Origin of the sequence: Rhizobium sp. PDO1-076 (genome assembly GCF_000247475.1) — a bacterium.
Taxonomy (GTDB): Bacteria; Pseudomonadota; Alphaproteobacteria; order Rhizobiales; family Rhizobiaceae; genus Allorhizobium.
Genome location: NZ_AHZC01000049.1, coordinates 1 through 10,843, shown reverse-complemented (window position 1 = coordinate 10,843; position 10,843 = coordinate 1). Strand labels below are relative to the sequence as shown.

Genomic DNA, 10,843 nt, shown 5'->3' with positions numbered 1-10,843 from the left:
GGCTGAGTCCAAGTACGAGCCGCGGCTCAAGGCTGAATACGTTTCCCGCATTCGCGCTGCGATGCAGGAGCAGTTCTCCTACGCCAACGAGATGATGATCCCCAAGCTGGACAAGATCGTCATCAACATGGGTGTTGGTGAAGCAACCGCCGATTCGAAGAAGCCCACAGTGGCTGCTGCGGACCTGGCAGCGATCGCCGGTCAGAAGCCGGTCATCACCAAGGCACGCAACTCCATCGCAGGCTTCAAGGTTCGCGAATTCATGCCGATCGGCGCGAAGGTCACTCTTCGTGGCGCCCGCATGTATGAATTCCTGGACCGCCTGATCAACATCGCGCTTCCGCGCGTTCGCGACTTCCGGGGCCTGAACCCGAAGAGCTTTGACGGCCGTGGCAATTTCGCCATGGGCATCAAGGAGCACATTGTGTTCCCTGAGATCAACTACGATAAGGTTGATCAGATGTGGGGCATGGACATCATCGTTTGCACGACGGCGCCGACGGACGACGAAGCACGGGCTCTTTTGAAAGAGTTCAACTTCCCGTTCCGTACATAACCGTAACGACGAGCGTAGAAGAGGAACTTCCATATGGCGAAGACAAGCGCAGTTGAAAAGAACAAGCGCCGCCGCAAGTTGGTCGGTCAGCACGCCGCTAAGCGGGCCGCGCTGAAGGCGATCATCATGAACCAGTCGCTCTCGATTGAAGATCGGTTCAAGGCAACACTGAAGCTCGCGGATCTGCCGCGCGATGGCTCCAAGACACGTGTTCGCAATCGTTGCGAAGTGACTGGCCGCCCGCGTGCGTTCTATCGCAAGCTTGGTATGTCGCGTATCGCACTTCGCGAACTGGGCAATTCCGGCAAGGTGCCGGGCATTGTCAAGTCGAGCTGGTAAGGAGACGGGCAAATGACGATGACTGATCCGTTGGGCGATATGCTCACCCGAATCCGCAATGGCGCCGCACGCCGCAAGAGCTCGGTGAACACACCGGCCTCGAACCTGCGCGCACGCGTTCTCGATGTCCTGCAGGCCGAAGGTTATATCCGCGGCTATTCCCAGGTCGATTACGGTAATGGCAAGTCCGAGCTGCAGATTGAACTGAAGTACTACGAAGGTGCTTCGGTCATCCGCGAAATCGGCCGTGTCTCCAAGCCGGGCCGCCGAGTTTATGTCTCGGTTAAGTCCATCCCGCAGGTCGCGAACGGCCTCGGCATTACGATCCTTTCGACTCCGAAGGGTGTAATGGCCGATCACCAGGCTCGCGAACAGAATGTTGGTGGCGAGGTTCTTTGCTCGGTCTTCTAAGGCTGAGCAAGGATCTCCCTAGCGAACAGACAGGATTTTAAGATGTCTCGTATCGGTAAAAAGCCCGTTCAGGTTCCTGCAGGGATCACGGCCTCGGTTGAAGGCCAGAAGGTAACTGCAAAGGGCCCCAAGGGCGAACTCTTCTTCGTCGCCAATGACGAAGTCTCCGTGAAGCTTGAGGACAACGCTGTTGTCGTCCAGCCGATCAACCAGTCCAAGGATGCTCGTTCAAAGTGGGGCATGTCCCGCACGATGATCGAAAACATCTTCAAGGGCGTCAAGGACGGTTACGAGCGCAAGCTCGAGATCAACGGCGTTGGTTACCGCGCAACTCTGCAGGGCAAGAACCTGCAGCTGGCGCTCGGTTTCAGCCATGACGTTGTCTATGAACCGCCGGTCGGTATCTCGATCGCTGTTCCTAAGCCGACTGAAATCGTCGTCTCCGGCATTAACAAGCAGCAGGTCGGCCAGGTCGCCGCTGAAATCCGCGAATATCGCGGACCTGAGCCCTACAAGGGCAAGGGTGTTAAGTATGCCGAAGAGCGGATTGTCCGCAAAGAAGGCAAGAAGAAGTAAGGAACGCGCGAAATGGCAAGCAGAAAAGAAGCACTTGTTCGTCGTGCCAACCGCGTACGACGTCAGATCAAGGCGGTGGCCAATGGCCGTCCGCGTCTGTCGGTACATCGCTCGTCGAAGAACATCTACGCTCAGATCATCGACGACGTCGCTGGCAAGACCCTCGCGGCTGCCTCGACGCTCGACGGCGGCCTGAAGACTGGTCTCAAGACCGGCGCCGATGTTGCAGCAGCTGCCGCCGTTGGCAAGCTCGTTGCAGAACGCGCGGTCAAGGCTGGCGTCAAGGATGTCGTATTCGACCGCGGCGCCTTCATCTATCACGGCCGCATCAAGGCTTTGGCCGAGGCAGCCCGCGAAGGTGGTCTGAACTTCTAATGAAATCTCCGCCCGGGCTTGTGCTCGGGCGGTTTTCCGGCTTTAAGCCGGTCACTCCCGGATTCGCGTCCATGCCTGCAAAGGGCAGGGCGGAATTTTAGTAATCTGCCGATTGCACCCGGAAAAGAAAAAAGGAAAAGGACAATGGCACAAGAAAAGCGTGGTTCGCGCGATGATCGCCAGAACCGTGAAGAGCGCGATAGCGAGTTTGTTGACAAGCTGGTCGCAATCAACCGCGTCGCCAAGGTGGTGAAGGGCGGCCGTCGTTTCGGCTTTGCAGCTCTCGTCGTCGTTGGTGACCAGAAGGGTCGCGTTGGTTTCGGCCACGGCAAGGCACGTGAAGTGCCGGAAGCGATCCGCAAGGCAACGGAAGCCGCCAAGCGCGAACTGATCTTCGTTCCGCTGCGTGACGGCCGTACGCTGCACCACGACGTCAACGGCCGTCATGGCGCCGGCAAGGTTTTGCTGCGCTCTGCCAAGGCTGGTACCGGCATCATCGCAGGCGGCCCGATGCGCGCTGTCTTCGAAACGCTCGGCATGCATGACGTCGTCGCCAAGTCGACCGGCTCTTCGAACCCGTACAACATGGTTCGCGCCACATTCGACGCCCTGAAGCACCAGGTGCATCCGAAGGACATTGCAGCTCAGCGCGGCCTGAAATTCGCCACGCTTCAGTCTCGCCGTGCCGCTTCCGGCAATGCGTCTGAAGAATAAGAGGAGTCTGATCCATGGCTAAGGCTACGAAGAAGACTGAAGCAAAGACGGTTACGGTCGAACAGATCGGCAGCCCAATTCGCCGTCCGGCTGTCCAGCGCGCGACGCTGGTTGGTCTGGGCCTCAACAAGATGCACCGGGTTCGCACGCTGGAGGATACACCTTCGGTTCGCGGTATGATCCGTGCTGTCCAGCATCTCGTTCGCGTCGTCGACGAGAAGTGAGACGGAGGATATCATCATGAAACTGAATGAAATCAAAGACAACGAAGGCGCAACCAAGGACCGTATCCGCGTAGGTCGCGGTATCGGCTCTGGCAAGGGCAAGACCGGTGGTCGCGGCGTCAAGGGTCAGAAGGCCCGTTCTGGCGTTGCCGTCAACGGCTTCGAAGGCGGTCAGATGCCTATCTACCGTCGCCTGCCGAAGCGTGGCTTCAACAACATCTTCGCTTCTGAATATGTGACCGTATCGCTCGGCCGCGTTCAGCAGGCGATCGATGCCGGCAAGCTCGATGCGAAGGCAACGGTTGACGCAGCATCCCTCAAGGCCGCCGGTGTTATCCGTCGCCTGAAGGATGGCGTTCGTATCCTGTCTGGCGGCGAACTGACGACGAAGGTAACTTTCGAAGTTGCCGGCGCTTCCAAGGTTGCTGTCGAGAAGATCGAAAAGTCGGGCGGCTCGATCAAGCTGCTCGAAGCAGCTGCAAAAGCTGCTGAATAAGTGACGAAACAATCGCCCGGGGTGCTTCACACCGGGCGATTTTGCTCCCATATGTGAGCCTCACGATCCCAGGACGGAATGACGTGGTTTCGTCTTCCGGGAAGTACTGGAAAACAAGAGTGTGAGGCATGCGGTTGCTCGGCAACTTCTCCCACGCGCCTGTTTTCTTAAAAGCAGTTTGAACGAACAGCCTGCGGTCGGTGCACAAGCATTGCCGATCATGGTTTGCGGAGAATTTTATGGCTTCTGCAGCGGAACAACTGGCCTCGAACCTGAACTTCTCGACTTTCGCCAAGGCGGAAGATCTGAAGAAGCGCCTCTGGTTCACTCTGGCCGCCTTGCTGGTCTATCGCCTTGGCACGCATATTCCGCTGCCTGGCCTCAATCCGGAGGCATATGCCGCGGCCTTCCAGGGCCAGTCCGGTGGTATCCTCGGTCTTTTCAACATGTTTTCCGGTGGCGCCGTTGAGCGCATGGCGATCTTCGCCCTCGGCATCATGCCTTACATCTCGGCCTCGATTATCGTCCAGCTGATGACTTCGGTCGTTCCGGCTCTGGAAAACCTCAAGAAAGAGGGCGAGCAGGGCCGCAAGATTATCAACCAGTACACCCGCTACGGCACGGTTCTGCTCGGCGCTCTGCAGGCCTACGGTATTGCCGTCGGCCTCGAGAGCGGGCAGGGGCTCGTCACCGATGCGGGCTGGTTCTTCCGCGTTTCGACGGTCCTGACGCTGCTTGGCGGCACGATGTTTCTGATGTGGCTCGGTGAGCAGATCACCTCGCGCGGCATCGGCAACGGCATTTCGCTGATCATCTTCGCAGGCATTGCCGCCGGTCTGCCGACGGCGCTGGCCCACACGCTCGACCTTGGCCGCACCGGCGCCCTGTCGACCGCACTGATCCTGACCGTCATCGTCGTTGCGATTGCAGCCATTGCCCTGATTGTCTTCGTCGAGCGCGCCCAGCGTCGCCTTCTGATCCAGTATCCGAAGCGCCAGGTCGGCAACCGCATGTTCCAGGGCGACACCTCGCACCTGCCGCTGAAGCTGAACACCGCAGGCGTTATCCCGGCGATCTTCGCGTCGTCGCTGCTGCTCCTGCCGGCAACGGCTGCAGGCTTTGCTGGCGGCGCCCAGCTGCCGGGCTGGGCAACGACCGTCGTCGCTGCCCTGACCCATGGTCATCCGATCTACATGATGATGTATGCGGCCCTGATCGCCTTCTTTGCCTTCTTCTACACGGCCATCGTCTTCAATCCGAAGGACACGGCCGACAACCTGAAGAAGCATGGCGGCTTCATTCCGGGCATCCGCCCTGGCGACCGTACGGCTGAATACATCGACTACGTTCTGACCCGGATCACCGTGGTCGGCGCACTTTACCTCGTCGTGGTTTGTATTCTTCCCGAAATCCTCGTCGCGCAGACCGGCGTGCCATTAGCCCTTGGTGGTACATCGCTTTTGATTGTTGTCAGCGTCACCCTTGATACTGTAGCACAGATTCAGGGACATCTGATCGCGCAGCAATATGAAGGCCTGATCAAGAAGTCGAAGTTGCGTGGAGGAAAGAGGGGACGATGAGACTGATTCTATTAGGACCGCCGGGCGCAGGTAAGGGGACCCAAGCCCAGCGGATCGTGGAGAAGCACGGTATCCCGCAGCTCTCCACGGGCGATATGCTGCGTGCGGCCGTATCCGCAGGCACCGAAGTCGGAAAGCGCGCCAAGGCCGTCATGGACGCCGGCAAGCTGGTTTCCGATGATATCGTCATCGCGATCGTCTCGGAGCGCATCGACGCCCCGGATTGTTCGAAGGGTTTCATCCTCGATGGCTTTCCCCGCACCCTGGTGCAGGCGGACGCCACCGAATCGATGCTGAAGGCAAAGGGTCTCGACCTGTCGGCCGTCATCGAGATCAAGGTGGATGATGTCGTTCTGGCCGATCGTGTCGCGGGTCGTTATACCTGCGCCAACTGTGGTGCCGGTTACCACGACACCAATCTGAAGCCGAAGGTTGAGGGGGTCTGCGACAAGTGCGGATCAACCCACTTCAAGCGCCGTCCCGACGATAACGCCGAAACCGTGCGCACGCGCATGTCGGCCTATTACAAGGAAACGGCACCGCTGCTTGGCTACTACTACGCCAAGGGCAAGCTGCATTCGGTGGACGGCATGGGCGAGATCGATACCGTGACTGCGGAAATCGATGCCATTCTCGCGGGCCTGTAAGGCCTTAGAGATTAAGAATCTTCGTGGGGCCGGTTGCTTTTGTCGACCGATTCCGCTAAAGACCGCGCCAACTCGCGACTTTGATGCGATCGGCGCGTTCTTCCTGACGACGGAAGACCGGGTTCGATCGTTTTGACTGTTGAGAACCGGATTTGTAATTGCGGCTCCGTGGGGGCCGTGTAACGAGACACCACTTGCCGGATGGCAACTGGAACGCAAGGAGAATAGGCGTGGCACGTATCGCTGGCGTCAACATCCCGACCGCGAAGCGCGTAGTTATTGCGCTGACGTATATTCACGGGATCGGCACAAAATTCGCACAGGAGATCGTCGAGAAGGTCGGTATTCCGGCTGAACGTCGCGTTCACCAGCTCACGGATGCTGAAGTTTTGGCAATCCGCGAAACCATCGACCGCGATTATCAGGTCGAAGGTGACCTGCGTCGCGAAAACTCGATGAACATCAAGCGTCTGATGGACCTGGGCTGCTATCGCGGTCTGCGTCATCGCCGCGGCCTTCCGGTCCGCGGTCAGCGTACGCACACCAACGCCCGCACCCGCAAGGGTCCGGCTAAGGCGATCGCTGGTAAGAAGAAGTAATTTTCGAGCCGATCGGTTTGAAGGCTTTGGGCAATAGGTCTCTATTGCGCAAAGCCTTTGGCCTATTGGCTCGATTGGTGGAGCCGCTGGAATTACGGCGGTGCTAAGATCAACGAAAGGAATACCATGGCCAAGGAAGCCACACGCATTCGCCGTCGCGAACGCAAGAACATCTCGTCGGGTGTCGCTCACGTCAACTCGACCTTCAACAACACCATGATCACCATCACCGACGCACAGGGCAACGCAATTGCCTGGTCGTCTGCTGGTGCGAAGGGCTTCAAGGGTTCGCGTAAGTCGACCCCGTTTGCGGCTCAGATCGCGGCCGAAGACTGCGCCAAGAAGGCTCAGGAACACGGCATGAAGTCTCTCGAAGTGGAAGTTTGCGGTCCGGGTTCGGGTCGTGAATCCGCTCTGCGCGCCCTCCAGGCTGCCGGCTTCATGATCACGTCCATCCGCGACGTGACCCCGATCCCGCACAATGGTTGCCGTCCGCGCAAGAAGCGTCGCGTCTGATCATTCTTCGTTTGCCGGGAATGGGTCGAAAGCCCGTTCCCGGTGCTTCTCATGCTCGGTCGTCACGATTGGATGGTGACGACGAACGGAAGGTATAATTATGATCCAGAAGAATTGGCAGGAACTGATCAAGCCGAACAAGGTGGAGTTCACCTCGTCTGGCCGCACCAAGGCAACGTTGGTTGCAGAACCGCTCGAGCGTGGCTTCGGCCTGACGCTCGGCAATGCTCTGCGTCGCGTTCTCTTGTCGTCGCTGCGCGGTGCTGCTGTGACGGCCGTGCAGATCGACGGCGTTCTGCATGAGTTCTCGTCGATCCCGGGCGTCCGCGAAGACGTCACCGATATCGTCCTGAACATCAAGGAAATCGCCATCAAGATGGACGGCGACGATGCCAAGCGCATGGTCGTTCGCAAGCAGGGTCCGGGCGTTGTCACCGCTGGCGACATCCAGACTGTTGGCGACATCGAGATCCTGAACCCGAACCACGTGATCTGCACGCTCGACGAGGGCGCCGAGATCCGTATGGAGTTCACGGTCAACAACGGCAAGGGTTATGTCCCGGCTGATCGTAACCGCGCAGAAGATGCCCCGATCGGTCTTATCCCGGTCGACAGCCTCTACTCGCCGGTCAAGAAAGTGTCCTACAAGGTGGAAAACACCCGTGAAGGCCAGGTTCTCGACTACGACAAGCTGTCCATGACCATCGAGACCGACGGTTCGGTCACCGGTGAAGACGCAGTTGCCTTCGCCGCCCGCATCCTCCAGGACCAGCTCGGCGTCTTCGTCAACTTCGACGAGCCGCAGAAGGAAGTCGAAGAGGAATCGGTCACCGAACTCGCATTCAACCCGGCTCTCCTCAAGAAGGTCGACGAACTCGAATTGTCTGTCCGCTCGGCAAACTGCCTGAAGAACGACAACATCGTGTACATCGGCGATCTGATCCAGAAGACCGAGGCGGAAATGCTGCGCACGCCGAACTTTGGTCGCAAGTCGCTGAACGAAATCAAGGAAGTTCTCGCTTCCATGGGCCTGCACCTCGGTATGGAAGTACCGGCCTGGCCGCCAGAGAACATCGAAGATCTCGCAAAGCGTTACGAAGACCAATATTAATAACAGTGAAGGCAGCCTCTAAATCTGCCTTTCCCCGTCAAACTGCAGGCGCATGCCTGTATGTGTCAGGAAACGGCAGCCTCTGAGATAGAGCCTGCAACTTAAAGGAGAATAGCAATGCGCCACCAGAAAGCCGGCCGCAAGCTGAACCGTACCGCCAGCCACCGTAAGGCGATGTTCGCCAACATGGCTGCCTCGCTCATCCTGCATGAGCAGATCGTCACGACCCTGCCGAAGGCGAAGGAAATTCGCCCGATCGTCGAAAAGCTCGTGACCCTCGGCAAGAAGGGCGACCTGCATGCACGTCGCCAGGCAATCTCGCAGATCCGCGACGTGGCCGTTGTCGCCAAGCTGTTCGACGCGATCGCCACCCGCTACGCCACCCGCAACGGCGGCTACTTGCGCATCATGAAGGCCGGCTACCGTCTCGGCGACAACGCCGCCATGGCTGTTGTCGAATTCGTCGAGCGTGACGTCGACGCCAAGGGCGCAGCCGACAAGGCCCGCGTTGCCGCTGAAGCCGAAGCTGAAGCAGCCTGATATTTCCCTCCCGCAAGGGATGGATAGCAAAAAGAGCCGGGTGAGCGATCACCCGGCTTTTTTGCGTTCTGTCGCAAGATTTTCGTCCCACCACACAGACATTCGCCAAGCTCGCAAAGGCCTATTCACAAAAGAGCGGACGCACTTCAGCGTTCTGCCCAATCTCTACAAAGCATTCGCTGCAGACAGGCGCTGTAAGAAATCCGATAACAGATGCAACGACAATGCGTTTCATAGTATCTACATCTCGTTGAGATGATCATATTTCAAACGTAGCAACAATGGGAATTGCTGAAAATGGGCGTAACTTCGTCGACGACTCCATTTCGGATGCTCCAAATAATTTTGGCGCCAGCTAACATGAAGTATGCTATATTCACCTTGGTGGCGTTCGCAGTTCATTGCAATTTTTGTTGGAGGGGAACATGCCTTTTTCTTTTGTCGAAAGGGAGCGCCGCTCATTTGAAGAGCCGGTATCCCTGATCCGGGACTTCTTGGATCAACTTAGAAATCTTCTTGGGAACATTGTTCGCGAAACCGTCGAAACATTCGACTTTAGACCGGACCTCGGACCGGAACGTGAATTGATCGATGCAGCTCTCAGAGATACTGACGAGCGCGGTTTCTTTGAGCGCACATCTGGGGGAATTAACGAAGCCAATTTGGTGGATACTGGCCTCACTGGTGTGAGCCTGTCTGCAAAATTCGGCGTGTTAGAGGCACTCAGTGGTCAAATGCGCAGCGGATTGCGAAAAGCATTGAAATATATCCTCGATATGGTGAATGCCATCGTCGGTTCAATTAAGACTGCACTCGGCCCCGCAGGTGCTGTTGCCGACGCCATTGCCGAACTCAAGGATATGATAAAGGCGAAGATTGAAATCGCAAATGGCTGGTAACTGTCGGTGAAGCTGGAACCTCAGGAAGACGGTTGCGAGCCATCATTATTCGCAGCCTTTGATCTTTGTTGATCCCGTCTGTGGACTTGCGGGATATGGGCGCGGCGCGGCATTTTGGAATGTATTGTTTCAATAGTTCCAATGGATCAAAACCGGACGAATGTATTGTCCAACCGTTGTCTTCGCCAGGTCGTCAGTTCGCCGAAGCGATCCGCGCCCATTCTCCTTCAGTCACACCGCACACGAAAAGTTGACTAAGTCTATCCTGAAATCTTCGATTGCGGGCTGGACCGTTTGACATGCATCAAGGGTATTGGTCGAATTGACGCTAGCCTCTGATCCATCGAAACAACGATGCATAAGTGGGCTTCATGTTTGACACAGCGATTTTCAGCAACGAAAAAGACAGTCTCATCATTCCGCCGCTCAGCGCCTTCTACGACCGGATTGCCCAGCCCATGGCCTGGACCATCTTTCGCCTCGCCGTCGGCGGTATGCTGGTGGTCGAGGGATGGCCCAAGATCATGGCGCCGATGGCCCAGATTGGTTTCGTCGAGAACCTTGGCTTTTATCCCGGTTGGCTCTGGTCGCCTATGCTCGCCATACTGCAGGTATTCGGTGGCCTTTTCATCGCGCTTGGCCTGTTCACCCGGCCGGCCGCGCTCGCCAATGGCGTGATGCTGGCGATCACGCTCTGGTTCCATTTCAGCCATCCTTATCCGGATGCCTTCCTGACCACCGCCGGTATCGATGCGCTGAAGGCCGGGGGAGATTTGTTCACGCCTGAAGCACTGGCCCGCCTCGGCGATGGCGGCTCCAAGTTCCTCCACCAGGTCCAGGCCAAGGCCGAACTCGCTTCGCTCTACTGGACCGGCGGCGCCTTCCTCTTCGCCGCTTTCGGCGGCGGCTACCTGTCGCTCGATCGACTGCTGTTCAAGAAGCAGTTCTAGGATAGGTCCGATGACAATAAACCGGGTGAGAGATCACCCGGCTTTTCTATGCTGAGCGCTCACTGAGGAATGTGGATCTTCTCGCGAATATGTTTGAGCGATGCGACGATGGTAAAGGTCATGATCACCAGCAGCGTCCAGGAACTCCATTTGCCCAGATGCACGGTCGACCAGGCGCCGAGTTGGTTGGGATAGTGCCATATGGCGAAGAATGTACTGATATTTTCGGCGATCCAGATGAAGAAGCCGATCAGAATGAAGGCGAGCAGCATCGGCATCTGGCGGTCCCGGTGAAGGGGCGAAGATGACC

The 10,843-nt window shown here is 57.5% G+C and carries 17 protein-coding genes; 16 read left to right on the top strand and 1 reads right to left on the bottom strand.

Translation table 11 applies throughout. The annotated features are described in order from the left end of the window. The 16 genes from rplE to PDO_RS04380 all read left to right on the top strand — a co-directional run. Window positions 1-556 (top strand): 50S ribosomal protein L5 (rplE, locus tag PDO_RS04455; RefSeq protein ID WP_007598371.1); only part of this gene is annotated, 556 nt, incomplete at its 5' end. Window positions 557-589: 33 nt separating this feature from the next. Next, a complete protein-coding gene (rpsN, locus tag PDO_RS04450; RefSeq protein WP_007598369.1) occupies window positions 590-895 on the top strand; it encodes a 30S ribosomal protein S14 in 306 nt (101 codons plus the stop codon). 12 nt (window positions 896-907) lie between these two features. Then, entirely contained in the window at window positions 908-1,306 is a 399-nt protein-coding gene (rpsH, locus tag PDO_RS04445; RefSeq protein WP_007598367.1) for a 30S ribosomal protein S8, read from the top strand. Window positions 1,307-1,348: 42 nt separating this feature from the next. After that, window positions 1,349-1,882 carry a 50S ribosomal protein L6 gene (gene rplF, locus PDO_RS04440; protein WP_007598365.1) on the top strand — a complete coding sequence of 178 codons (534 nt, stop codon included), beginning with the start codon at window positions 1,349-1,351 and terminating at the stop codon, window positions 1,880-1,882. A gap of 12 nt (window positions 1,883-1,894) precedes the next feature. Then, window positions 1,895-2,257, top strand: a complete 363-nt coding sequence (gene rplR / locus PDO_RS04435) for a 50S ribosomal protein L18 (RefSeq protein WP_007598363.1) — start codon at window positions 1,895-1,897, stop codon at window positions 2,255-2,257. Window positions 2,258-2,401: 144 nt separating this feature from the next. After that, the gene (rpsE, locus tag PDO_RS04430; RefSeq protein ID WP_007598361.1) at window positions 2,402-2,971 is read left to right on the top strand and encodes a 30S ribosomal protein S5; all 570 of its coding nucleotides are present in this window, start codon (window positions 2,402-2,404) and stop codon (window positions 2,969-2,971) included. A 14-nt stretch (window positions 2,972-2,985) separates the two neighbouring features. Beyond that, window positions 2,986-3,195 (top strand): 50S ribosomal protein L30, encoded by a 210-nt coding sequence (rpmD, locus tag PDO_RS04425; protein WP_007598359.1) that lies wholly within the window; start codon window positions 2,986-2,988, stop codon window positions 3,193-3,195. Between the two features lie 16 nt (window positions 3,196-3,211). Beyond that, the gene (rplO, locus tag PDO_RS04420; protein ID WP_007598356.1) at window positions 3,212-3,691 is read left to right on the top strand and encodes a 50S ribosomal protein L15; all 480 of its coding nucleotides are present in this window, start codon (window positions 3,212-3,214) and stop codon (window positions 3,689-3,691) included. 239 nt (window positions 3,692-3,930) lie between these two features. Further along, window positions 3,931-5,271 (top strand): preprotein translocase subunit SecY, encoded by a 1,341-nt coding sequence (gene secY, locus PDO_RS04415; protein ID WP_007598343.1) that lies wholly within the window; start codon window positions 3,931-3,933, stop codon window positions 5,269-5,271. Beyond that, complete coding sequence (locus tag PDO_RS04410) at window positions 5,268-5,918, top strand: adenylate kinase (protein WP_007598341.1); 651 nt, start codon at window positions 5,268-5,270, stop codon at window positions 5,916-5,918. The genes secY and PDO_RS04410 overlap by 4 nt, the downstream gene beginning before the upstream one ends. A gap of 230 nt (window positions 5,919-6,148) precedes the next feature. Further along, window positions 6,149-6,517 carry a 30S ribosomal protein S13 gene (gene rpsM, locus PDO_RS04405; RefSeq protein WP_007598340.1) on the top strand — a complete coding sequence of 123 codons (369 nt, stop codon included), beginning with the start codon at window positions 6,149-6,151 and terminating at the stop codon, window positions 6,515-6,517. A 126-nt stretch (window positions 6,518-6,643) separates the two neighbouring features. Next, window positions 6,644-7,033 (top strand): 30S ribosomal protein S11, encoded by a 390-nt coding sequence (gene rpsK, locus PDO_RS04400; RefSeq protein WP_007598338.1) that lies wholly within the window; start codon window positions 6,644-6,646, stop codon window positions 7,031-7,033. A 100-nt stretch (window positions 7,034-7,133) separates the two neighbouring features. Beyond that, window positions 7,134-8,144: a DNA-directed RNA polymerase subunit alpha gene (locus PDO_RS04395; RefSeq protein WP_007598337.1), complete on the top strand. Its 1,011-nt coding sequence runs from the start codon at window positions 7,134-7,136 to the stop codon at window positions 8,142-8,144. Between the two features lie 117 nt (window positions 8,145-8,261). Further along, entirely contained in the window at window positions 8,262-8,684 is a 423-nt protein-coding gene (rplQ, locus tag PDO_RS04390) for a 50S ribosomal protein L17 (RefSeq protein WP_007598335.1), read from the top strand. Between the two features lie 425 nt (window positions 8,685-9,109). Further along, a complete protein-coding gene (locus PDO_RS04385; RefSeq protein WP_007598333.1) occupies window positions 9,110-9,583 on the top strand; it encodes a hypothetical protein in 474 nt (157 codons plus the stop codon). A gap of 371 nt (window positions 9,584-9,954) precedes the next feature. Continuing rightward, complete coding sequence (locus PDO_RS04380) at window positions 9,955-10,533, top strand: DoxX family protein (protein ID WP_007598331.1); 579 nt, start codon at window positions 9,955-9,957, stop codon at window positions 10,531-10,533. Between the two features lie 59 nt (window positions 10,534-10,592). Here PDO_RS04380 and PDO_RS04375 read toward each other — a convergent pair. Further along, window positions 10,593-10,843, bottom strand: a 251-nt coding sequence (locus PDO_RS04375; RefSeq protein WP_141649816.1) for a DUF817 family protein, incomplete at its 5' end; no start/stop codon positions are given.

Excerpts from the sequence above, each read along its gene's own strand:
- rpsK (WP_007598338.1), top strand. The coding sequence starts at position 6,644 with ATGGCCAAGGAAGCCACACGCATTCGCCGTCGCGAACGCAAGAACATC.
- rpsH (WP_007598367.1), top strand. The coding sequence starts at position 908 with ATGACGATGACTGATCCGTTGGGCGATATGCTCACCCGAATCCGCAAT.
- PDO_RS04410 (WP_007598341.1), top strand. The coding sequence starts at position 5,268 with ATGAGACTGATTCTATTAGGACCGCCGGGCGCAGGTAAGGGGACCCAA.
- rplF (WP_007598365.1), top strand. The coding sequence starts at position 1,349 with ATGTCTCGTATCGGTAAAAAGCCCGTTCAGGTTCCTGCAGGGATCACG.
- rplO (WP_007598356.1), top strand. The coding sequence starts at position 3,212 with ATGAAACTGAATGAAATCAAAGACAACGAAGGCGCAACCAAGGACCGT.
- rplQ (WP_007598335.1), top strand. The coding sequence starts at position 8,262 with ATGCGCCACCAGAAAGCCGGCCGCAAGCTGAACCGTACCGCCAGCCAC.
- PDO_RS04395 (WP_007598337.1), top strand. The coding sequence starts at position 7,134 with ATGATCCAGAAGAATTGGCAGGAACTGATCAAGCCGAACAAGGTGGAG.
- rpsE (WP_007598361.1), top strand. The coding sequence starts at position 2,402 with ATGGCACAAGAAAAGCGTGGTTCGCGCGATGATCGCCAGAACCGTGAA.
- secY (WP_007598343.1), top strand. The coding sequence starts at position 3,931 with ATGGCTTCTGCAGCGGAACAACTGGCCTCGAACCTGAACTTCTCGACT.
- rplR (WP_007598363.1), top strand. The coding sequence starts at position 1,895 with ATGGCAAGCAGAAAAGAAGCACTTGTTCGTCGTGCCAACCGCGTACGA.
- rpsN (WP_007598369.1), top strand. The coding sequence starts at position 590 with ATGGCGAAGACAAGCGCAGTTGAAAAGAACAAGCGCCGCCGCAAGTTG.
- PDO_RS04385 (WP_007598333.1), top strand. The coding sequence starts at position 9,110 with ATGCCTTTTTCTTTTGTCGAAAGGGAGCGCCGCTCATTTGAAGAGCCG.
- PDO_RS04380 (WP_007598331.1), top strand. The coding sequence starts at position 9,955 with ATGTTTGACACAGCGATTTTCAGCAACGAAAAAGACAGTCTCATCATT.
- rpmD (WP_007598359.1), top strand. The coding sequence starts at position 2,986 with ATGGCTAAGGCTACGAAGAAGACTGAAGCAAAGACGGTTACGGTCGAA.